Raw genomic sequence first — 21,280 nt, 5'->3', positions numbered from 1 at the left:
TCCTCTGGCGGATGAACTACCGCCCCCCGGGCCGCCGGTGTGGATACGCGGCGGAAACGAGAACCCGGTCGTGCGTGCTCCACACGGCAGTCCACCCGTTCGTCACATCCCCGCGGGCGCGAAACGCACTACAACGCCCGCCCATGGCCGAACGCGACCTGCCCCTCCTCCTCGTGCGCCACGCCGTGGCCGAGGACTCCCACGCCCTGGGCGACGAGGCCCGTGCCCTCACGCCCCAGGGCCGCGCCGCCTTCCGTCAGCACGCGAAGAAGCTCACGCGCCTCACGCCGCTCATGGGCATCATCACCAGCCCCCTGGTGCGCGCGGTGCAGACCGCGGAGCTGCTCGCGGACGCGCTCGGCCTGTCCCACGTGGAGGTCCACCCCGCGCTCGTCCCCATGAAGGGCGCGGCCCGCCACGTGCTCAAGCTGGCGCGCGACGTGGGCCCGGGCTGGGCGCTGGTGGGACACAACCCCTCGCTGGAGCGCGCCGCCGCGCTCGCGCTGGGCCATGCCCTGCCGGACAAGCTCCGCAAGGGCTGCGCGGTCGCGCTGCGGCCCGAGGGACGCGTGTTCACCCTGCAATGGATGGCGGCGCCGGGGCGCTCCCTGCGGCGCCCGTGAGCCGCCCTCGCGGGCGATGAGGCGCGCGCGAAGAGAGGCCTGTCCCGGAAAGATGCGGCCCTCCCCTCCCGGAGGCTTGCGTAACACCCCCGTCACATGCAGGGATCAGCCTTGCCCCAGGCTGTTCGTGCATTCGTGACCCATGCGTCCCCTCCAGGCCACAGCCCTCGCGGTTCCCGGCGCCGGACACGGCCTGGAGCATGCGCGCGCGTCGGTCGTGGCGCGCGTGAGCCACCTGCTGAAGCTGAAGCTGATCGCGCTGGTCCTCATCGGGCTCGGGGTCCTGCCCGGGGTGATGGCGCCCTCGAAGCCCTTCACGCCCATCGTCCCGATGAGCGAGGGCCAGGGCACCCAGAGCCCCTCCGAGGAAGACCATCCCCGAGCCGACGTCGGCATCAAGGTCTTCGCGGAGAAGCACCGCCGCTCGGGCGGCCTGCTCGTCGAACCGGTCCCCGCGGAATGCGGCCTGGCCGCGTTCCTCGCCTCGCTGCGGCCCGCGCTGCGCGGCGTGGCCCTCGTGGCCCCGCCTGACGCGCTGGATGCGCCGGACATCGCGCTGCGCCGCAGACAACTGCCGCGCCGCGCGGCCCAGGACGAAGAAGCCGCCGTCTGACGTTCGCGGTCCCCCGCCGGTCGCGCGGCCGTCCGCACCGCACCGTCGCCTTCACGGGCTTCATGGCCCCTGATGCGCGCGGCGTGGACGCCGCCACGCGGGGCGCACCCACCCCATGCAATGGCGACGGTCACGGCGCGGAGGCGCCAGGCCGTACGCCGAGGATGGCCTCGCGCAACCCGGGCGAGGACAAGCGGCGCGGACGGCCCCGTCCCCCTTCTCCCCGGGGCCCGTCCGCGCCCGTCGTTTGTCGCGCACACCGTCCCGTGACGGACGTGACGCACTTGTTGCCGGCGCGTCACGTAGGCGCGAAGCGATGCGCGCACAGTACGTGCCCGCCATGTCCCACGTACTCATCGTCGACGACGAGCGCGACCTCGCGGAGCTCATCGACTTCAACCTGCGCGGCGCGGGCTTCACCACGCGCGTGGCCTTCACCGGGGAGGCGGCGCTCACCGCCGCGCGCGAGCAGTCCCCGGACGTGGTGCTGCTGGACCTGATGCTGCCGGACCTCTCCGGCATCGAGGTCTGCCGCCACCTGCGCGCCAACCCCCGCCTGCGCGACGTGCTCATCGTCATGCTCACCGCGAAGAGCGAGGAGGCGGACCGCATCCGCGGCTTCGAGGTCGGCGCGGACGACTATGTCGTCAAGCCCTTCTCCGTGCGCGAGCTGGTGCTGCGGCTCAAGGCCATCCTCCGGCGCACGTCCTCGCCCCAGGAGGGCACCCCGCCCCTGGCGCTGGGCCCCCTGCGCCTGGACGTCACCCAGCACCGCTTCTTCGTGGAGGAGAAGGAGACGCCCCTCACCGCGCTGGAGTTCCGCCTGCTGGAGTACCTCATGGCCCGGCTGGGCCGGGTGCAGACCCGCGAGCAACTGCTGGAGCAGGTCTGGGGCCTGTCCAGCGCGCTGGAGACGCGCACCATCGACACGCACGTGATGCGCCTGCGCGACAAGCTGGGCCCTGCCCGCGCCCTCCTGGAGACGGTGCGCGGGGTGGGCTACCGCATCGTGGACCCGGCGGCCGGGTAGCCAGGCGCCCGCTTCCGTTACCCATTTGTCACGCAAGGGCCGTCAAACGGCCACATCTGCTCCATAGATCGTCACGCGACCTCGACTCCCGTCGGGGAGGAGACACCTCATGAAGAAGACTCTGCTCTCAAGCTTCGTCGCCTTCGGGCTCGCCGTCCTCCCGCTGACCGCCCAGGCAGGCACGGTGACGGTGAAGGGCTCGGACACCATGGTCATCCTCGCCCAGCGCTGGGCGGAGGCGTTCATGAAGAAGAACCCCGCCACGAAGATTCAAGTGACGGGCGGCGGCTCCGGCACGGGCCTGGCGGCCCTGCAGAACGGCACCACCGACATCGCCATGTCCAGCCGGGAGATCAAGGAGGCGGAGGCCGCGAAGATCCGCGCCCGCAACAACGCCCCGCCCACCGCGCTGTCCGTGGCCAAGGACGGCGTCACCTTCTACGTCAATGAGACGAACAAGGTGGACGCGCTCTCGGCGGAGCAGCTCAAGTCCATCTACCTGGGCGACACGACGAACTGGAAGGACGTGGGCGGGCAGGACGCCCCCATCGTCCCGTACTCGCGTGAGAACTCCTCCGGCACCTACGTCTTCGTGAAGGACCACGTGCTGGGCGGCGAGGACTTCGCCCCGGAGGCGCAGACGCTCCCCGGCACGGCCGCGGTGGTCAACGCGGTGGCCAAGGAGAAGAACGGCATCGGCTACGGCGGCGCCGCGTACGGCAAGGGCATCAAGGAGCTGAAGGTGAAGAAGGGCAACGAGTCCTTCGCCCCCAGCGCGGAGAACGTGAAGAGCGGCAAGTACCCCCTGTCGCGCGACCTGTTCTTCTACCTGGGCAAGCCGCCCGCGGGCGAGGTGAAGGCCTTCATCGACTTCGCGCTGTCCGCCGAGGGTCAGGCCATCGTCACCCAGGTCGGCTACTTCCCTGTGAAGTAGTTGGCGTCACGCGATTGTCACCCGGCGCGGGGTTCCCATGTTGGATAGACAGGCCGTCATGCAGGAGCAGGACCTCGCGCCCCCGGTGGCGCTGCCCACGCTGTCGCCCGCGGCACGCCGGCGCCAGGTGAAGGAGAAGGCCATCGCCGCGTTGATCACCGCGGTGGCCTTCACGGGCATCGCCGCCCTGGTGCTCATCCTCGTCTTCGTGGCGAAGGAGGCCCTGACGCTCGTCACCGACGCGGCGGCGCGCGAGGAGGCCAGCTTCTCCAAGATGTTCCTCCCGCAGATGGTGCGGAAGGGAAGGCCCCTGGGCTACGTGTGGCAGCCGGTGTCCGGCGTCCCCAAGGTCAGCATGATCCCGCTCTTCATCGGCACGCTGAAGACGACGGCCGTGTCCATGCTGGTGGCCGTGCCCCTGGGCATCTTCGGCGCGCTGTTCGCCGCGGAGTTCGCCCCGCGCCGCCTGCGTGAAATCCTCAAGCCCACCATCGAGCTGCTCGCCGGCATCCCGTCCGTGGTGCTGGGCTTCTTCGCGCTGATGGTGATGGCCTCCTTCCTCCAGGAGACGTTCGGCTTCACGTCCCGGCTCAACGCGGTGGTGGCGGGCCTGGGCCTGGCGCTGGCCATCGTGCCGGTCATCTTCACGGTGACGGAGGACGCGCTCACCGCCGTGCCGCGCAGCTACCGGGAGGCGTCCCTGGCGCTGGGGGCCACCCCCTGGGAGACGGCGTGGAAGGTGGTGCTCCCGGCGGCGGCCCCCGGCATCCTCGCCGCGTGCGTGCTGGGCTTCGGGCGCGCCATCGGTGAGACGATGATCGTCCTCATGGCCTCCGGCAACGCCGCCATCGTGTCCTGGAACCTGGGCGACTCCGTCCGGTCGCTGTCCGCCACCATCGCCGCGGAGATGGGCGAGGTGGTGGTGGGCAGCCCGCACTACGCGCTGCTCTTCTTCATCGGCGTGGAGCTGTTCCTCTTCACCTTCGTGCTCAACCTGCTCGCGGGGATGTGGACGAAGAAGGTCATCCAGCGGCTCAAGGGAGGTGCGGGGTGAAGCACGCCACACGCAAGGTCGTGGGCCTGTCGCTCATGTCCCTCACGGGGCTGGCCGCGTTCGTCATGGTGGCCATGCTGGCCCTCATCCTCCTGGACGTCGTCCAGGGCGGCTGGAGCCACGTGTCCTGGCGGTTCCTCACGCAGGCGCCCACGGACGGGATGATGGGCGGCGGCATCTTCCCCGCCCTCTTCGGCACCGCGGCGCTCACGCTGCTGATGACCCTGGCGGTGATGCCGGTGGGCGTCCTCACGGCGGTGTACCTGCACGAGTACGCGCCGCCCTCCAGCCTCCTGGCCCGCGCGGTGCGCGTGGCGGTGGCGAACCTGGCGGGCGTGCCGTCCATCGTGTTCGGCCTCTTCGGCCTGGGCTTCTTCATCCTCTTCGTGGGCAAGGGCCTGGACCGCGCGCTGGGCTACGAGGAGATGCACTGGGCCCAGCCGGGCATCCTCTGGGCGTCGCTCACGCTGGCGGTGCTCACCCTGCCCGTCGTCATCGTGTCCACGGAAGAAGCGCTGCGCGCCGTGCCGCAGGAGCAGCGCACCGCGAGCCTCGCGCTGGGGGCCACCCAGTCGCAGACGCTGGCGCGGGTGGTGCTGCCGGGCGCGCTGCCGGGCATCCTCACCGGCGCGGTGCTGGCCGTCTCCCGAGGCGCGGGAGAGGTGGCCCCCATCCTCTTCACCGGCGCGGCGTACTTCCTGCCGGACCTGCCCACGAGCCTGAACTCGCAGTTCATGCACCTGGGCTACCACACGTATGTGCTGGCCACGCAGTCGCCGGACGTGGAGGCCACCCGCCCGCTGCTCTATGCGACGGTGCTGGTGCTGCTGCTGCTCACCTTCGCCCTGAACCTGGTCGCGGTCCTCATCCGCACGCGCACGCGCCGCAAGGCCGCGGCCGGACACTGACGCTCTTCATCCCATGCCCCTCTCCTCCGCCACGCCGCGCAACAAGATGGAAGCCCGCGAGCTCACCCTGCGCTACGGCAGCAAGGTGGCCATCAAGCAGGTGAGCCTGGCCATCCCCGAGCACAAGGTGACGGCGCTCATCGGCCCGTCCGGCTGCGGCAAGTCCACCTTCCTGCGCTCGCTCAACCGGATGAACGACCTCATCCCGGGCGCGAACCACGACGGCAGCGTGTTCCTGGACGGCCGCAGCATCCACGACCGCGCCCTGGACGTGGTGGACCTGCGCCGGCGCGTGGGCATGGTGTTCCAGAAGTCCAACCCCTTCCCCAAGTCCATCTTCGAGAACGTCGCCTACGGCCTGCGCGTGGGCGGCCTCAAGGACAAGGCGAAGCTCGCCGCCCGGGTGGAGAAGTCCCTGCGCGGCGCGGCGCTGTGGGACGAGGTGAAGGACCGGCTGGACGAGAGCGCCCTGGGCCTGTCCGGCGGCCAGCAGCAGCGCCTGTGCATCGCGCGGGCGCTCGCGGTGGAACCGGAGGTGCTGCTGATGGACGAGCCCGCGTCCGCGCTGGATCCCATCGCCACGGCGAAGATCGAGGAGCTCATCCACGAGCTCAAGGCCACGTACACCATCGCCATCGTGACCCACAACATGCAGCAGGCCGCGCGCGTGAGCGACCGGACGGCTTTCTTCTACATGGGCGAATTGGTGGAGTGCGGCCCCACGGAGCAGATCTTCACCAACCCCCACGAGAAGCGCACGGAGGACTACGTCACCGGGAAGTTCGGCTGAACGCCCGCGCGACGGAACAGGACGACATGGCGGCCACGCACACCGACAAGGCATTCGAGCAGGACCTGCGCAACCTGCGCGAGAAGCTGCTCGCCATGGGGGCCAAGGTGGAGGCCCTCATCTCGCAGAGCACCCGCGCCCTCACCGACCGCGACTCGGCGCTGGCGGAGCAGGTGGTGGGCGCCGACCGCGAGGTGAACCGGCTGGAGGTCGACATCGACGACCTGTGCCGCCGCATCCTCGCCCTGCGCCAGCCGGCCGCGTCCGACCTGCGCCTCATCACCACGGCGCTGAAGATCGTCACCGACCTGGAGCGCATTGGCGACCTGGCGGTGAACATCGCCGAGCGCGCCATGGACCTGAACCAGGTGCCGCCGCTGGCGCCGTACGTGGACACGCCGAAGCTGGCGGAGCTGGCGCAGCAGCAGGTGAAGAAGGCCCTGGACGCGTTCGTGTCCGGGGACGCGGCCAAGGCGGAGGACGTCCTCAAGGGGGACGACCTGCTGGATGCCCTCTTCCTGAAGATCTTCAACGAGCTCTTGGCCTACATGATGGAGGACTCGCGCAACATCCGCCGGGCCACGGCGCTGATGTTCATCGCGAAGCACCTGGAGCGCATTGGCGACCACGCGCTCAACGTGGCGGAGATGGTCATCTACATGGTGCGCGGCAAGGACGTGCGCCACCCGCGCAGCCGCGACCTGGAGTAGGCGGCTTCACCGGGGTGTCACGGCGAGTTGGCCGTCCCGCCGCCCCGCCGCCCCGGTCCCGCCTTGTGGGGCTTCTAGGGTGGCGACATGCTCATCGCCTCCAGCCTCCTCCTGGCCGCGTCCGCAGTGGGCCTCGTCGCCCTCCTCCTCCAGGCGCTGTTCGTGCGCCGCCACCGCCGCGCCGTCCCCCGGGCCCCCACGCACCAGCCCGGCCTGTCCATCCTCAAGCCGCTGTGCGGCGTGGATGACGACCTGGAGGCGAACCTCGCCCGGTTCGCCCAACTGCCCTACCCCCACTATGAAGTGCTGCTGGGCGTGAAGGACGCGCGCGACCCGGCCTACCCGGTGGCGCGGGCCGCGCAGGCGAAGTGGCCCCACGTCATGCGCGTGGTGCTCCAGGAGGGCGAGCCCGGCCTCAACCCCAAGGTGAACCAGTTGGTGACGCTGTCGTCCGAGGCCCGGTTCGACCTCTGGGTGGTGAGCGACAGCAACACCCGCGTGGGGGACGGCTACCTGGAGGAGATCGCCGCCGCCTTCGAGGACCCCACGGTGGGCTGCGTGACGCACCCGGTGGCGGGGCTGGGAGAGCGGAGCTTCGGTTCGCTCCTGGACAACCTGCACCTGTCCTCCAGCGCGGCGGCGGGGATGATCGCCGCGAAGCACGCGGCGGACCGGGACATCGTGGTGGGCAAGTCCATGGCGCTGCGCCGCGAGGACGTGGAGGCGCTGGGCGGCTTCTTCTCCGTGAAGGACGTGCTGGCGGAGGACTACGTCATCGGCCAGTGGGTGACGCGCAAGCTGGGCAAGCGCGTGGTGCTGGCGCACGCCCCTGTCTTCAACGTGTCCCTGCGCAAGAGCGTGGACGCCTTCTTCCAGCGCTACCTGCGCTGGAGCGTCATTCACCGCACAGCGGTATCGCCCTCGACGTACGCGGCGCAGGCGCTCCTCAACCCGGTTCCACTCGCGGTGCTGGGCGCGGTGTTCCACCCGTCCGCCCTCACGGGCCTGGCGGCGCTGGCGGTGGCGCTGGGCAAGGTCTGGGTGGACGTGGCGGTGTTCCGCGCGCTGCGGCCCCAGCCGGTTCCCCTGCGCGCCGCGCCCGCGGTGCTGGTGAAGGACGCGCTGCTCTTCGCCGCGTGGTGGCACGGAGCGTTCCGGCGCACGGTGGACTGGCGCGGCACCCGTTTGCGCGTGGTGTCAGGCACGCGCCTGGTGCCGATGCGCGCCCGTGGCACTCGCGCGGCGGAGTGGATCCCCAGCAACGGGGTGGGGTGAACGACGCTGGCCCAACTTTTGACGAACCTTCGTACAGCAACCCTCGCCGCTCGAAGAGTCGATGCCTATCTCCTTCAGCATGCCCTCCCTGAAGCTGGCGCATCTTTCGGATCTTCACCTGGACATGAGCCGCGAGAGCGACGCCTCCGCGTCCTCCTTGGTGAAGGCCCTGGCGGCGCAGGAGGTGGATCACGTGGTGGTGACGGGAGACCTCACGCACCGCGGCTCCCACGCCGAGTTCCAGCGCTTCCGTGAACACTTCTCTCCCTGGATGGAGACCGGACGCCTCACCTTCATCCCCGGCAACCATGACCGGCCCGGCGAGGATGTGGGCAGCGGCTTCATGGAGGGTCGCAAGGTCCACACGGTGGAGAAGGCGGGCCTCTTCCTGGTCTGCGTGGACTCCACCGGTGAGCACAACCGCAACTATTTCCACAGCCACGGCGAGCTGACGGAGGGCGTCGTGGACGAGGTGGACCGCGCGCTGGGCGCGGCGCCGAAGGACGCGCTGGTCGCGGTGCTGCTGCACCACCACGTGATGCCGCTGCCGCTGGAGAGCTTCCCGGAGTGGATCGCCACGAAGTTCGGGCTGCCCCACGCGTCGGAGCTGGCGTTGGGAAGCCGACTGCTGGAGCGCGTGGGCGGCCGGGCCGACCTGGTGCTGCACGGCCACCGGCACATCCCCAACGAGACGGACCTGGGCACCCCGGGCGAGCGCGCCCTGCGCGTCTACAACTCGGGCAGCAGCACGGACCTGGGCCGCTTCCGCGTCTTCAGCCACATGGCCGGCCGGCTGGTGGGCGAGCCCGCGTGGTGTCAGGCGTCGGAGCCGGCGAAGCCGCGCACGGCGGTCCACAACGTCCGCCCCGCCCTCCAGTACCTGGTGGGCCAGTTGGGCATGGCGCTGTTCTAGGGCCTGGCCGGCCGCCTGCTGGAGGCTGTCCCCCACTTCACGTGCCGCGAATGCCAGCGGGTCCCCGGAAGGTTCTCCCCAGGTCAGGAGGATGCTTGGGGCGACTCGCGCTGGATGATGGGGCTCGGAAGGTCCTGGTCGTGGATGACGACGCGGACTGGAGGGAGTTCCTCCGGGTGAGCCTGGAGGACCTCGGCTATGAGACGACCGAGGCGGCGGACGGACAGGAGGCGCTCGACTCGCTCAAGCGGGGCGAGCGCTTCGGGGTCATGCTGCTGGACCTGAACATGCCGGGGATGAGCGGCCTGGAGGTGGTGGAGAAGCTGCCTCGCGCGGCCACCCACCCGCGCATCGTCTTCCTCACCTCCGCCGCGGCGCAGGATGTGGGTAGCGCACTCATGTCGGGTCCCCACTACTACCTGCCCAAGGGTGCGAGTCGCGACCAATTGTCGCTCCTCCTGCAATCGCTGGGGGTGTAGGACGGGAGGGGTCACCCGCCGCTCTGGGGCGGGGTGGGTCCAGCCGGGAGGTCCGCCATCGTCACGGAGCTCGTCATCATCCTCTTGCTGGTCCTGGCCAACGGCGTCTTCGCCGGCGCCGAGCTGGGCCTGTTGTCCGTGCGCAAGACGCGGCTGAAGGAGCTCCTGGAGCAGGGCAGCAAGTCCGCGAAGGCGGTGGCGGCGCTGCGGGATGATCCGGAGCGGCTGCTCGCCACGGTGCAGATTGGCATCACGGTGATTGGCTCCACGGCGGCGGCCTTCGGCGGCGCGAGCATCGCGCAGCGGCTGGCGGGGGTGCTGGCCGGCCTGGGCGTGCCGGAGGCCACGGCGAGCCAGGTGGCGTTCGCGGCGGTGGTCGCGCTGGTGTCCTACCTGTCGCTGGTGCTGGGGGAGCTGGTGCCCAAGTCCCTGGCGCTGCGCTACTCCGAGCAGTACGCGCTGACGCTGGGCCGGCCGCTCAAGGCGTTGGCGTGGGTGATGCGGCCCCTGGTGTGGTTCCTCACCGCGAGCTCCAACGTGGTGCTGAAGCTCTTCGGGGACCGGACGAACTTCTCCGAGTCGCGCCTGTCCCCGGACGAGCTGCTCCAGTTGGTGGAGGAGGCGTCGAAGCAGGGCACGCTGGATCCGCGCGCGGGGGAGATCGCCTCACGCGCCTTCGAGCTGGGGGAGCTGACGCTGGGCGAGGTGATGGTGACGCGCGAGCACATCGTCGCGCTGCGCCGGCACGCGGGCAACGAGGAGATCCGCCAGGTGCTGCTGGAGCACGGGCACTCGCGGATGCCGGTGTACGAGGGCACCATCGACAACGTGGTGGGCTACATCGTGGCCAAGGACCTGCTGGGCGTGGCCTGGGAGGGGCACCTCATCGTCCTGGAGGACGTGCTGCGCCCGCCGCTGTTCCTGGTGGAGTCCATGCGCGCCATCGCGGCCATGAAGGAGCTGCAGCGCCGGCGGATGCAGTTGGCCGTGGTGGTGGACGAGCACGGCGGCGTGGTGGGGCTGGTGACGGTGGAGGATCTGGTGGAGGAGCTCGTGGGGGACATCCTCAGCGAGTCCGAGACGCCGGAGGTGCTGGTGCGGCGCGAGGGCCCCACCGTCGCGGTGGTGCAGGGCGAGGCGAGCCTGCGCGAGGTGAACCGCGCGCTGGGGCTGGAGCTGGAGGAGAGCGAGGACTACTCCACCGTCGCGGGCCTGTGCATCGCGCTCGCGGGAGGCGCCATCCCCGAGCAGGGCGCGAAGCTGTCCATGCCGGACGGCACGGTGCTGGAGGTGCTGGAGGCGTCACCGCGCCGCGTGCGCGAGGTGCGCTTCCACCTGCCGGAGCAGCCCGTGCAGCCGGAGGCGTGACGCCGGGACTCCCTCCTCCGTGGGAATCCACACGCGTACCCCGCCAGGCTGTTGGTGATGACGCACCGGGTCGTTATAACCCCGGATGGGACACCCCGGCCCCGGGAGGATCGCGCAGCGGATGTCGTCATCACCCCCACGTATCGCCTTCGCCATCGAGACGACGCTCGGCAACGCGGTGTTCCTGGACAACCTCCAGCGCGCGATGGCGCGGCGCAACGACATCGTCCCGGTGTGGCTGCCCATCGACGAGCACGCGGATGACGTCTGGGAGCAGTTGCCGCTGGTGCGCTCGCGGCTGTCGGTGCGCGGAGGGCTTCGGGCGAGGAGCGCGCTGAACCGGGCCTCCACGCGGGAGCCGGTGCGGGCCGCGGTGGTGCACACGCAGCGGCTGGCGCACCTGGCGCACGACTTCATGCGCCGCGTGCCGAGCGTCATCTCCACGGACGCCACGCCGAGCGGGCTGGAGGACTACCTGCGCTACTACGGCCTGCGCACGCAGCACGGGGGCTGGGTGGGCCGGGCGAAGAACGCGCTGCACCGGCGCACGTACGCCATCGCGAAGGGGATGCTGTCCTTCTCGCGGTTCACCAAGCGCTCGCTGGTGGAGGAGTACGGCGTGCCCGACGAGAGCGTGCACGTCGTCTGGCCCAGCGTGGACACGGCGCTGTGGCGGCCGGCGCCGGAGAAGAAGCCCCGGGACGGCGTGGTGCGGCTGCTCTTCGTGGGCGGCGACCTGGGGCGCAAGGGCGGCAAGCTGCTCTTGCGCTGGGCGCGGGAGACGCGGCGCAAGGGCTGGCACCTGGACCTGGTGACGTCCACGCCCTTCGAGGCGCCGCCGGGCGTGCGCGTCCACGTGGGCGTGCAGCCGAACTCACCGGAGCTTATTGGCCTGGCGCAGGCGGCGGACCTCTTCGTGCTGCCGACGATGGCGGACATGTCGTCCTGGGCCATCGCGGAGGCGAAGGCCGCGGGCCTGGCGGTGGTGTCGACGCCCGCGGGCGGCGTGGGTGAGCTGGTGCGCGACGGCGTGGACGGGCGCATCGTGCCGGTGGGCGACTACGCGGCGCTGGCGCACACGCTGGACGCGCTGGTGCAGCAGCCGGACACGCTGGAGGCCATGGGCAGCGAGGCGCGCCGCATGGCCGAGGCGCACATGGACCTGGACACCACGTGCTCGCGGATGCTCGCGTTCATCCGCCAGGTGACGGGCGTCTGAGGGGGACATGCATTGCCTGGCCCGCTTCGGACGGATCTGGACGGGCCCCAAAGGCAAGGGCCCGGAATCCCTGGGATTTCCCCAGCGATTCCGGGCCCTTACGTCTGCGCGCGATGCAGGATTCGAACCTGCGGCCTTTGGCTCCGGAGGCCAACGCTCTATCCAGCTGAGCTAATCGCGCAGAACCGCTTTCCGGTGTGGGAGGAGTAACCGAAGTCCCCAGACGACGCAAGCACGCAATCCTGACCTGCCGTGGACTAGACCCGGGGACATGAAACGCGCTCCCCTGCTATCCGCCTGTCTCCTCGCCGCCTGCCTGGCCTGCACGGAGTCACCCCGGACGCCCGCGGCGTCCCCCGCCCCGAGCCCGACCATGCCCACCCCGCCCAAGCCCGCCCCTCCCCCTGCCCCGCCTGCCTCCAAGCCGAGCGCCCCGGCCGCGGCGGCGTGCTCGGCGAGCCGGCTGAGCCCCATCCCCAAGCCCACCGCCACGCCCCTGCCCCCGGCCGTGGCGTCCATGCGCGAGCGCATCATCAAGGCCGCCGTGGCGTGCGACTACGCGGGGCTCCAGAAGCTGGGCGACGAGAAGGGCAAGAGCGTGCGCTTCTCCTACGACCCCGACCAGGACATGGCCACCACCTGGCGCATCCAGGAGGAGTGGAAGGACAGCCCGCAGCCGGTGCTGGCGCGGCTGGTCCACGTCCTCAACCTCCCCTTCTACCAGGAGGGCAACCTCTACTGGTGGCCCACCGCCTTCCGCGAGGGCGCCACCGACGCGGACTTCGCCCTGCTCAAGGGCATCTACCCGGACGAGATGATCGCCGACATGCGCAAGGAGAAGAGCTACATCGGCATGCGCGTGGGCATCTCCGTGGACGGCGACTGGCAGGCCGCCATCCAGGGCGACTGACTTCGCCCCCCGGTCAGTCGCCGGTGACGAAGCGCGCGACGGCCTCCTGGACCTCCGCGTCGCCCATCATAGCGACGTGGTCCGCCCGCGTCTCCAGCCGGTCCACGTGGAGCGGCTGCGGCGGCAGGGCCCGCGCCGTCAGGACCGAACCATCTCCGTCCGCGAGCACCGGATCCTCGAACGTGGGCTTCCCGCCGATGATCCGGAACGACTTGATCAACGGGTGCCCCACGCCCACCACCGCCAGCGTGCGGAAGGGCGGCGGAGGCCCGTCGTTCTCGGAGAGGGCCCGCGCCAGCTCCGAGCGCGCCGCCAGCATGCGCTCCAGCCACTGGCGATACGCGGGCAGCGGTTGCACCGCCGGGTCCTGGAACACGCCCCACCCGCCTTCGACCCACGCGTCCGGGCGGTAGGCATCGAACGTCACCGGCTGGCCGCTCGCGTCCACGAAGAAGTCGCTCTGCGCAGGCAGGAGCTGGAACGCGGACGCGAAGGTGAAGAGCGCCTCCGGTGACAGGAGCGCCCGGTTGCGCCCCACCGGCGTGCCCAGGGTGAAGTCGTCGAACATGCCCGGCGCGCCCCGGAACGGCGTGCCCAGGAACACCACGCGCTTCACGTGGCGGGCGCCCGCCCACGTGGGCTCGCCCGTGTCGTCGCCAGTGCCGTAGCGCAGGCAGTGCAGCGTGACGAGCCCGCCCATGCTGTGCGCCACCAGGTTCACCTTCACCCGGCCGCCCCGCGCCTCCGCGAGCGAGTCCAGCAGCGCGCACAGCCGCTTCGCCGTCACGCGGTTGTCCTGCCGCCAGTCGTAGTCGAAGACGACGAAGCCCGGCAGCCGCTCGCGCCCGAACTCCAGGAAGCCCTTGTAGACGTCGTAGCGCGCCACCCACGGCAGCACCGTGAAGCGCGTCACCGGCCCGTCTGCTTCGAGCGGCCCGAAGCCCGGCGCCGCCCGCTGTCCGGGAAACGGCAGCGCCAGCGAACGCTCACCGCGCGTCAGCACGTCGCCCACGGACACCCAGGCCCGCTCGCGCTCGCCCTCCGCCGTCGCGAGGAACGACCCGCGGTACCCATGGATGAAGACCGTCACCTCCTCGCCCGTGGGCGGCGGCAACGCGACGCGGGACGCCGTGCAGGCGCTCAGCAACACCAGGGACGCAATCGGGAAGAGGCGCATGCGCCGCACCGTCCACTTCGCGGGCCCTCCACGCAAGGCCTCCGGCATCACCGGCCCGCACTCCGCCTCCCGGGCGCGCCGGGACCCGGCCGGGTCAGAACCGCCCTCCAGGACAGGTGTGGATTCAAGGCAACCCGGCTTGCATGCGAGGGCCGGACCCGTGCAAAAGGCACGGCCCACGCCCGGTGCGGGTCAAGGGGGTTCAAGCCATGGATGAAGTCGTCGTTCAATTGAAGGCACTTGCCCTGACCGAGGCGCTCCCGCTGCTGCTCAAGGTCATCGGGGCGCTGTTCATCTGGTTCATCGGGCGGACGGTCATCGCCGGCTTCCGCAAGGTGCTGGACATGGCCCTGCAGCGGCGGCAGTTGGACGCCACGCTGATCCGCTACGTCGGCTCGCTGTTCACCGGCACGCTCACGTTGATGCTGATCGTCGGCATCCTGGGGCTGATGGGCGTGGAGACCACGTCCTTCGCCGCGTTGATCGCCGCGGCGGGCATCGCCATCGGCGCGGCCTGGTCCGGGCTGCTGGCCAACTTCGCCGCGGGCGTCTTCCTGCTGGTGCTGCGCCCCTTCCGCGTGGGCGAGGAGATCGAAGCCGGCGGCGTGGTGGGCATCGTCCAGGAGATCGGCCTGTTCGTCACCACGATGGACACGTCGGACAACGTGCGGATCTCCGTGGGCAACAACCAGATGTTCAGCGACAACATCATCAACTACAGCCACCACCCGTACCGCAAGATGACGGTCAAGGTGCCGCTGGTGCACGGCGTGGACGTGCGGGTGCTTCAGCACGCCCTGGTGGAGCGCATGGCCACGGTGAAGGGCGTCCAGGAGAAGCCCGTGCCGCAGGTGGAGATCGCGGAGTTCACGCTCCAGGGCCCCGTGCTGGCGGTGTGCATCTTCTGCAAGCCCACCGAGTACAACGACACGCAGGCCAACGTCGGGGACGCCATCGCGGAGATCCTCCAGGCCGTGGGCTACACCGTGCCCGCGCTGGCCGTGCTGGCCGCGCCGCCGCCCGTGGCGAAGGCAGGCTGAAACGCAGTCGATGAGCGGTGGAGAGCAGGCCCACCCCGGGCCTGCTCCCCCTCCATGCGGGAGGACGACCCCGCGAGCAGGCTCCCCTCTGAGCGACACCGTGAGTCCTTCCGGTGATGAGTTCGGGGATGCCGTCTCTTCCCATAAATACCCGAATTCACTCGAACTTCCGGCTGGGCGCCCCCATGACAGCCTGGTTGCCCACGGAATAGCGTGGCCAGTGTGGATTCGACCCACCCTCTGCTTCTCGCGAGAGAGCGGCTCAGGGGGGCATTCCGGAATCAACAGCAAGTCTGACTGCTCGTGAGTGCCACTGCCCCGGATGGCGCTCGCGATGGCGTCCCCGAGCGCGGAGTACACGAGATGAGCCAGGAGCTGTCGAAGCGGATCGCGAACCTCTCACCGGAGAAGCGCGCGGAGCTGCTCAAGAAGATGGCCGCGCAGAAGGCCATCGGCGGCAACTCCGCGCAGGGCCTCATCCCGGTGCAGGACCGCTCGCGTCCCCTGCCCCTCTCCTTCGCCCAGCAGCGCCTCTGGTTCATGGATCAGTTGAGGCCCGGCACCAGCCTCTACAACGTGCCCATGGCGGTGCGCCTGGAGGGCGTGCTCGACGCGGCCGTGCTGGAGCGCGCGTTGCGCGAAGTGGTGCGCCGGCATGAGGTGCTCCGCACCGCCTTCCGCGAGGACGCCTCCGGCCCCGTGCAGGTGGTGTCTCCGGAGCCGGTGCTCACGCTGGAGCACCGCGACCTCCAGGGCTCGCCGCCAGAGAAAGCATGGCGGTTGGCGCGTGAAGCCGCGGCCCAGCCCTTCGACCTCGCGAAGGGCCCGCTGCTGCGCGCGCTGCTGCTGACGTCGGCGCCGGGAGAGCACCTGCTCGTCGTGGTGGTGCACCACATCGTCTCCGATGGTTGGTCCATGACGCTGCTGGTGCGTGAGGTGGCGCTGCTCTACGGCGCCTTCGCGCGAGGCCAGGCGGCGCCCCTGCCCCCGCTGGGCATTCAGTACGCCGACTTCGGCGTCTGGCAGCGCGAGTGGATGCAGGGGCCTCGGCTGGAGAAGCAGCTCGATTACTGGAAGCGGCAGTTGGCCGGAGTGCCCTCCGCGCTGGAGCTGCCCACGGACTTCCCCCGCCCCGCGGCCCGCAGCGGCCAGGGCGCCCGGCATGAACTCCTGCTGTCGCGTGAGCTGACGGACGCGCTGAGGGCCCTGGCGCAGCAGGAGGGGGCCTCGCTCTACATGGTGCTGCTGACGGGCTGGCAGGTGCTGCTGTCGCGCTACGCGGGGCAGGAGGACGTGACGGTGGGCTCGCCGGTGGCGGGCCGGACGCGTGGCGAGGTGGAGGGCCTCATCGGCCTGTTCGTCAACACGGTGGCGCTGCGCACGCAGGTGGAGCCCTCCACGTCCTTCCGCGCGCTGCTGCACCAGGTGCGAGAGACGGTGCTCGCGGCCCATGAGCACCAGGAGTTCCCCTTCGAGCGGCTGGTGGAGGAGCTGCGCCCGGAGCGCACCCAGGGGCGCACGCCGTTCTTCCAGGTGATGCTCACGCTCCAGGCCTCCTTCCGCGGCGCGGCGTCCGTGGAGGGCGTGAAGCTGGAGGCGATGGAGCTGGACACGCTCACGTCGAAGTTCGACCTGTTGCTCCAGGTACTGGAGACGGAAGCGGGCCTCAAGGGCTTCCTCGAGTACGACACCGCCCTCTTCGCCGCGCCCACGATGGCGCGCATGGCGGAGCACCTGCGCGTGCTCCTGGAGGGCGCCGTCCGCCGTCCGGGCGAGGCCGTCTCCCGCCTGCCGCTGCTCACCGACGCCGAGCGCCACGAGGTGCTCCTCGCCTGGCAGCCGCCCCGCCCCGCCCCGCTGCCGTGGAGCACCCAGCACGGCGCCTTCGAAGCCCAGGTGGACCTCACGCCGGACGCGGTCGCCGTCACCTTCGGGGACGAGTCGCTCACGTACGCGCAACTGGAGGCCCGAGCGTCGCGCCTGGCGCGGCACCTGCGCCGGCTGGGCGTGGGCACGGAGGCGCGGGTGGGCCTGTGCGTGGAGCGTTCGCTCGACATGCTGGTGGCGGTGCTCGCCGTGCTGAAGGCCGGGGGCACCTACGTGCCGCTGGACCCGGCGTTTCCCACGGAGCGCCTGGCCTACATGGTGGAAGCGAGCGGGATGCCAGTGCTGGTGTCGCAGCGCTCGCTGGAGTCCATCCTGCCGTCGCACTCGGCGCGCGTGGTGCTGCTGGACGGAGACGCGGAGGCCATCGCGGCGGAGGACGGCTCGCCGCTGCGCGACGCGGCGCCGCCGGAGGCCGTGGCGTACGTGCTCTTCACGTCCGGCAGCACCGGCCGTCCCAAGGGCGTGCAGGTGCCGCACGGCGCGGTGGCGCGCTTCCTGGCGGCGCTGCGCGAGACGACCGGCATGTCCTCGAAGGACGTGCTGGTGGCCGTCACCACGCTGTCCTTCGACATCGCGGTGCTGGAGCTGTTCCTGCCGCTGTCGGTGGGCGGGCAGGTCGTCATCGCGTCTCGGGACATCGCCGTGGACGGCTCGCGGTTGGGGGACCTGCTGCGGCAGTGCGGGGCGACGGTGCTCCAGGCGACGCCCAGCACCTGGCGGCTGCTGCTGGAGACGGACTGGCAGGGGCCGGGGCTGACGGCGCTCACCGGCGGCGAGGCCCTGCCGCGCGAGCTGGCCGAGTCGCTGCTCCAGCGCTGCCGCGTGCTGTGGAACGTGTATGGCCCCACGGAGACGACGGTGTGGTCCACCGCGCACGCGGTGGCGTCGGGTCCGGGCAGCGTGCCGGTTGGCCGGCCCATCTCCGGCACGCAGGTGTACGTGCTGGACAGCGGGCTGAACCCGGTGCCGCGCGGCGTGCCGGGCGAGCTGTTCATCGGCGGAGAGGGCGTCACCCGCGGCTACCTCCACCGGCCGGACCTCACGGCGGAGCGCTTCCTCCCGGACGCGTACGGCGGGGCGCCGGGTCTGCGCGTGTACCGCACGGGCGACCGCGTGCGGTGGGCCGCGGATGGCGTGCTGGAGTACCTCAACCGCGTCGACACCCAGGTGAAGCTGCGCGGCTACCGCATCGAGCTGGGAGAGATTGAAGCGGTGCTGAGCCAGGCCCCGGGCGTGCGCGACGCCGCCGTGGTGGTGCGAGGCAGCGGGGCCGACGCGCGGCTCGTGGGTTACGTGGTGGCGCGGCCCGGGCAGACGCTGGAGTCGCAGGCCCTGCGCGCGCTCATGAAGGAGCGGCTGCCCGAGTACATGGTGCCGTCCGCGCTGGTCGTGCTGGACGCGATGCCCCTGACGCCCAACGGCAAGGTGGACCGCAAGGCCCTGCCCGCGCCGGACGTGTCCACGGAAGCCGCGCGCGAGTTCGTCGCGCCGCGCACGCCCATGGAGGCGCAGGTCGCGGAGCTCTACGCGTCGCTGCTCCAGGTACAGCGGGTGGGCGCCACCGACAGCTTCTTCGAGCTGGGCGGGCACTCGCTGCTGGCCACGCGGCTGACGTCGCGGTTGCGCACGGCGTACCAGGTGGACCTGCCCCTGCAGGCGTTGTTCGAGTCCCCCACCGTGGCGGAGCTGGCGGCGCGCATCGCGGCCTCGGCGAAAGATGCACGCTTCGAGGGTCCGCCCCCGGTGGTGCCGGTGGCGCGCACCCAGAAGCTGCCCGCGTCCTTCGCGCAGCAGCGCCTCTGGGTGCTGGAGCAGTTGGACCCGGGCTCGGCCGCGTACAACATGCCGTTCTCGCTGCGGCTGACCGGGGCGCTGAACCTGGAAGCCCTGCGCCGAGCCCTGGAGCTGGTGGTGCACCGGCATGAGGCGCTGCGCACCACCCTGCGGGGAGACGTCGGCACGCCCGTGCAGGTCATCGCACCGCCCGAGCCGCTGGTGTGGCCGGTGGTGGACCTGCGCGGCCTTTCGCCGGAGCAGCGCGACGCGGAGGTGAAGCGGCGCTCGGAGCTGGAGGTGCGGCTGCCGTTCAACCTGGAGGCGGGGCCGCTGCTGCGCGTGTCGGCGCTGGTGCTGGATGCGCAAGAGCACCTGCTGCTGCTGACCGTCCACCACGCCGTCTTCGACGGCTGGTCCATGAGCATCCTGATGCGGGAGCTGTCGGAGGCCTACCGGGCCCTGGTGGCGGGGACACAACCCGTCCTGCCCGCGCTGCCCTTCCAGTACGCGGACTTCGCGGTGTGGCAGCGCCAGTGGTTGTCGGGCGCGGAGAAGGAGCGGCAGCTCGACTGGTGGCGCCAGCAGCTCGAGGGAATGCCGTCCGTGCTGGAGCTGCCCACCGACCGTCCGAGAGGCCTCCGCAAGGCGCACCCCGGCGCCCTGATGCAGGTCGCGTTCCCCCTGGAGCTGACGCGGGCCGTGGAGGCCCTCTGCGTGCGCGAGGGCATCACGCCGTTCATGTTCCTGCTCGGCGCGCTCCAGGTGTTGATCGGGCGGTACTCCGGCCAGGACGACGTGAGCATCGGGTCCTCCGTGGCGGGCCGGAATGACGCGCAGTTGGAGGGACTGCTCGGGTTCTTCATCAACACGCTCGTGCTGCGCACCCGGATGGGAGGAGAGCCGACCGTGCGGGAGCTGCTGGGCCGCGTGCGCACCACCACGCTGGGGGTGCTCGCGAACCAGCACGTGCCGTTCGAGGAGCTCCAGCCGATGCGCGACCTGCGCGGGTCGCCGTTGTTCAACGTGCTGTTCCTCATGCAGAACATCCCGGAGGTGGACCTCTCGCTCGCGGGCGTGAAGGTGCGGGTCGAGGAGCGCATGGGCGCCTCCGCGAAGTTCGAACTCACGCTATCGCTCACGCGGAGCGAGTCCGGCTTCACGGGAGAGCTGGAGTACGACACCGACCTCTTCGACAGGTCGACCGTCGCGCGGATGATGCGGCACCTGCGGCTGCTCGTGGAGGGCTTCGTCGCGCATCCGGATCAGCGCGTGTCGTCGCTGCGGTTGCTTGAGGGGGAGGAGCGGCAGCAGGTGCTGGTGGAGTGGAACGCGACGCATGCGCCCTTCCCCGAAGCGTGCATGCATTCACTCTTCGAGGCACAGGTGCGCCGTGCTCCGGACGCGGTGGCCGCCGTCTTCGAGGGGACGCACCTGACGTATGCGCAGTTGGACGCGCGCGCCAATCAGCTTGCACATGCCCTGCGCCGTCGGGGCGTGGGCCCGGAGATCCGCGTCGCGCTCAGCGTCGAGCGCTCTCTCGACATCGTCATCGGGTTGCTTGGCATCCTGAAGGCCGGTGGCGCCTGGGTACCGGTGGATCCGCTCCTGCCTCGGGAGCGCCTGGCCTTCATGCTGGAGGACAGCGCGGCCCAGGTGCTCGTCACCCAGCAGCCGCTGGTGGGCCGCTTCCCCGAAGCGCTGCATGCCCGCGCGCTCTGCCTGGATGCGGAGCGCAAGTCGCTGGCCCAGGAGCCAACGGACGCGCCCGTGACGGGCGTGACGCCCGCGAACATGGCGTACCTGCTCTACACCTCGGGCAGCACGGGGACGCCCAAGGGCACGGCGGTGGAGCACCGCGGCGTGGCCAACCTGGTCACCCACGAAGCGGTGGCGTACGGCATCGGCCCCGGCAGCCGCGTGTTGCAGTTCGCCAGCCTCAGCTTCGACCTCTCCGTGGAGGAGATTTTCACCACGCTCTGCAACGGCGCCACGCTGGTGCTCGCGCCGCTGGAGAAGCTGATGCCGGGCGCACCGCTGCCCGTGCTGCTGCGTGAGCAGGAGTTGAGTGTCGTCAGCCTCACTCCTGCGGCGCTGGCGGCGACGTCTTCGGAGGGACTGCCCGCGGTGCGCACCGTCATCTCCGGCGGCGAAGCCCTGCCCGCGGATGTCGTCGCGCGATGGGTTCCGGGGCGGCGTCTGCTCAACACCTACGGCCCCACTGAAGCCACCGTCATCGCCACGCTGGGCGAGGTGGTGGCGGATGGAAGTGTGCCCTCCATCGGCAAGCCCCTGGCGAACGTGCGCGTCTACGTGTTGGACACGCACGGGCAGCCGGTGCCCGTGGGCGTGCGCGGTGAGTTGCACATCGGCGGCGTGGGCGTGGCGCGCGGGTACGCGGGACGGCCGGGCCTCACCGCCGAGCGCTTCGTGCCGGACGCCTTCTCCGGTGAGGAGGGGGCTCGCCTCTACCGCACGGGAGACGTGGTGCGCTGGCGCACGGATGGCCAACTGGACTTCGTTGGCCGCATCGACGCCCAGGTGAAGGTGCGTGGCTTCCGCATCGAGCTGGGTGAA

At 70.9% G+C, this 21,280-nt stretch carries 17 protein-coding genes and 1 tRNA gene; 16 read left to right on the top strand and 2 right to left on the bottom strand.

Annotation, left to right across the window (positions count from 1 at the left end; all coding sequences use genetic code 11):
* Window positions 1-143 precede the first annotated feature (143 nt).
* The 13 genes from K8556_RS31450 to K8556_RS31390 all read left to right on the top strand — a co-directional run bounded on the left by K8556_RS31450 (window position 144) and on the right by K8556_RS31390 (window position 11,916).
* Window positions 144-623 carry a histidine phosphatase family protein gene (locus K8556_RS31450; RefSeq protein ID WP_223743800.1) on the top strand — a complete coding sequence of 160 codons (480 nt, stop codon included), beginning with the start codon at window positions 144-146 and terminating at the stop codon, window positions 621-623.
* A 142-nt stretch (window positions 624-765) separates the two neighbouring features.
* Window positions 766-1,236: a hypothetical protein gene (locus K8556_RS31445; RefSeq protein WP_223743799.1), complete on the top strand. Its 471-nt coding sequence runs from the start codon at window positions 766-768 to the stop codon at window positions 1,234-1,236.
* Window positions 1,237-1,576: 340 nt separating this feature from the next.
* Window positions 1,577-2,266, top strand: coding sequence for a response regulator (locus K8556_RS31440; RefSeq protein WP_223743880.1), 690 nt, complete (start codon window positions 1,577-1,579; stop codon window positions 2,264-2,266).
* Window positions 2,267-2,375: 109 nt separating this feature from the next.
* Window positions 2,376-3,200, top strand: coding sequence for a phosphate ABC transporter substrate-binding protein (locus tag K8556_RS31435; protein ID WP_223743798.1), 825 nt, complete (start codon window positions 2,376-2,378; stop codon window positions 3,198-3,200).
* 58 nt (window positions 3,201-3,258) lie between these two features.
* Window positions 3,259-4,254 (top strand): phosphate ABC transporter permease subunit PstC, encoded by a 996-nt coding sequence (gene pstC / locus K8556_RS31430; protein WP_223743797.1) that lies wholly within the window; start codon window positions 3,259-3,261, stop codon window positions 4,252-4,254.
* Window positions 4,251-5,162 (top strand): phosphate ABC transporter permease PstA, encoded by a 912-nt coding sequence (gene pstA / locus K8556_RS31425; protein WP_223743796.1) that lies wholly within the window; start codon window positions 4,251-4,253, stop codon window positions 5,160-5,162. The genes pstC and pstA overlap by 4 nt, the downstream gene beginning before the upstream one ends.
* Window positions 5,163-5,208: 46 nt before the next feature.
* The gene (pstB, locus tag K8556_RS31420; protein ID WP_223743879.1) at window positions 5,209-5,952 is read left to right on the top strand and encodes a phosphate ABC transporter ATP-binding protein PstB; all 744 of its coding nucleotides are present in this window, start codon (window positions 5,209-5,211) and stop codon (window positions 5,950-5,952) included.
* 26 nt (window positions 5,953-5,978) lie between these two features.
* On the top strand, window positions 5,979-6,662 hold the full coding sequence (gene phoU / locus K8556_RS31415) for a phosphate signaling complex protein PhoU (RefSeq protein ID WP_223743795.1): 684 nt from the start codon (window positions 5,979-5,981) through the stop codon (window positions 6,660-6,662).
* Window positions 6,663-6,749: 87 nt separating this feature from the next.
* Window positions 6,750-7,937 carry a ceramide glucosyltransferase gene (locus tag K8556_RS31410; protein WP_223743794.1) on the top strand — a complete coding sequence of 396 codons (1,188 nt, stop codon included), beginning with the start codon at window positions 6,750-6,752 and terminating at the stop codon, window positions 7,935-7,937.
* A 61-nt stretch (window positions 7,938-7,998) separates the two neighbouring features.
* Window positions 7,999-8,850 carry a metallophosphoesterase gene (locus K8556_RS31405; RefSeq protein WP_223743793.1) on the top strand — a complete coding sequence of 284 codons (852 nt, stop codon included), beginning with the start codon at window positions 7,999-8,001 and terminating at the stop codon, window positions 8,848-8,850.
* Window positions 8,851-8,900: 50 nt separating this feature from the next.
* Window positions 8,901-9,329 carry a response regulator gene (locus tag K8556_RS31400; RefSeq protein ID WP_370639993.1) on the top strand — a complete coding sequence of 143 codons (429 nt, stop codon included), beginning with the start codon at window positions 8,901-8,903 and terminating at the stop codon, window positions 9,327-9,329.
* Window positions 9,330-9,413: 84 nt separating this feature from the next.
* Window positions 9,414-10,697, top strand: a complete 1,284-nt coding sequence (locus tag K8556_RS31395) for a hemolysin family protein (RefSeq protein WP_223743878.1) — start codon at window positions 9,414-9,416, stop codon at window positions 10,695-10,697.
* 121 nt (window positions 10,698-10,818) lie between these two features.
* Window positions 10,819-11,916, top strand: coding sequence for a glycosyltransferase family 4 protein (locus tag K8556_RS31390; protein WP_223743791.1), 1,098 nt, complete (start codon window positions 10,819-10,821; stop codon window positions 11,914-11,916).
* A gap of 107 nt (window positions 11,917-12,023) precedes the next feature.
* On the opposite strand, the gene K8556_RS31385 is transcribed toward K8556_RS31390, so the two are convergent.
* A tRNA-Arg gene (locus K8556_RS31385) sits at window positions 12,024-12,097 on the bottom strand.
* Window positions 12,098-12,289: 192 nt separating this feature from the next.
* Here K8556_RS31385 and K8556_RS31380 point away from each other — a divergent pair.
* A complete protein-coding gene (locus K8556_RS31380; RefSeq protein WP_223743790.1) occupies window positions 12,290-12,826 on the top strand; it encodes a hypothetical protein in 537 nt (178 codons plus the stop codon).
* Between the two features lie 13 nt (window positions 12,827-12,839).
* Here K8556_RS31380 and K8556_RS31375 read toward each other — a convergent pair whose 3' ends face one another.
* Window positions 12,840-14,003: a hypothetical protein gene (locus tag K8556_RS31375; RefSeq protein WP_223743789.1), complete on the bottom strand. Its 1,164-nt coding sequence runs from the start codon at window positions 14,001-14,003 to the stop codon at window positions 12,840-12,842.
* A gap of 209 nt (window positions 14,004-14,212) precedes the next feature.
* Between K8556_RS31375 and K8556_RS31370 the strand changes: the two genes are divergently transcribed.
* Both K8556_RS31370 and K8556_RS31365 read left to right on the top strand, forming a co-directional pair.
* The gene (locus K8556_RS31370; protein WP_223743788.1) at window positions 14,213-15,043 is read left to right on the top strand and encodes a mechanosensitive ion channel family protein; all 831 of its coding nucleotides are present in this window, start codon (window positions 14,213-14,215) and stop codon (window positions 15,041-15,043) included.
* A gap of 363 nt (window positions 15,044-15,406) precedes the next feature.
* The coding region (locus tag K8556_RS31365; RefSeq protein WP_223743787.1) for a non-ribosomal peptide synthetase at window positions 15,407-21,280 on the top strand (5,874 nt) is incomplete at its 3' end.

The organism is Corallococcus sp. AS-1-12, assembly GCF_020036995.1.
GTDB lineage: Bacteria > Myxococcota > Myxococcia > Myxococcales > Myxococcaceae > Corallococcus.
Note: the sequence above shows the minus strand (reverse complement) of the source record. Positions and strands in the feature narration are given on the sequence as shown.

Excerpts from the sequence above, each read along its gene's own strand:
- K8556_RS31450 (WP_223743800.1), top strand. The coding sequence starts at position 144 with ATGGCCGAACGCGACCTGCCCCTCCTCCTCGTGCGCCACGCCGTGGCC.
- pstC (WP_223743797.1), top strand. The coding sequence starts at position 3,259 with ATGCAGGAGCAGGACCTCGCGCCCCCGGTGGCGCTGCCCACGCTGTCG.
- K8556_RS31405 (WP_223743793.1), top strand. The coding sequence starts at position 7,999 with ATGCCTATCTCCTTCAGCATGCCCTCCCTGAAGCTGGCGCATCTTTCG.
- phoU (WP_223743795.1), top strand. The coding sequence starts at position 5,979 with ATGGCGGCCACGCACACCGACAAGGCATTCGAGCAGGACCTGCGCAAC.
- K8556_RS31370 (WP_223743788.1), top strand. The coding sequence starts at position 14,213 with ATGGATGAAGTCGTCGTTCAATTGAAGGCACTTGCCCTGACCGAGGCG.
- K8556_RS31390 (WP_223743791.1), top strand. The coding sequence starts at position 10,819 with ATGTCGTCATCACCCCCACGTATCGCCTTCGCCATCGAGACGACGCTC.
- K8556_RS31445 (WP_223743799.1), top strand. The coding sequence starts at position 766 with ATGCGTCCCCTCCAGGCCACAGCCCTCGCGGTTCCCGGCGCCGGACAC.
- K8556_RS31440 (WP_223743880.1), top strand. The coding sequence starts at position 1,577 with ATGTCCCACGTACTCATCGTCGACGACGAGCGCGACCTCGCGGAGCTC.
- K8556_RS31400 (WP_370639993.1), top strand. The coding sequence starts at position 8,901 with ATGCCAGCGGGTCCCCGGAAGGTTCTCCCCAGGTCAGGAGGATGCTTG.
- K8556_RS31375 (WP_223743789.1), bottom strand. The coding sequence starts at position 14,003 with ATGCGCCTCTTCCCGATTGCGTCCCTGGTGTTGCTGAGCGCCTGCACG.
- K8556_RS31410 (WP_223743794.1), top strand. The coding sequence starts at position 6,750 with ATGCTCATCGCCTCCAGCCTCCTCCTGGCCGCGTCCGCAGTGGGCCTC.
- K8556_RS31380 (WP_223743790.1), top strand. The coding sequence starts at position 12,290 with ATGCCCACCCCGCCCAAGCCCGCCCCTCCCCCTGCCCCGCCTGCCTCC.
- pstB (WP_223743879.1), top strand. The coding sequence starts at position 5,209 with ATGGAAGCCCGCGAGCTCACCCTGCGCTACGGCAGCAAGGTGGCCATC.
- K8556_RS31435 (WP_223743798.1), top strand. The coding sequence starts at position 2,376 with ATGAAGAAGACTCTGCTCTCAAGCTTCGTCGCCTTCGGGCTCGCCGTC.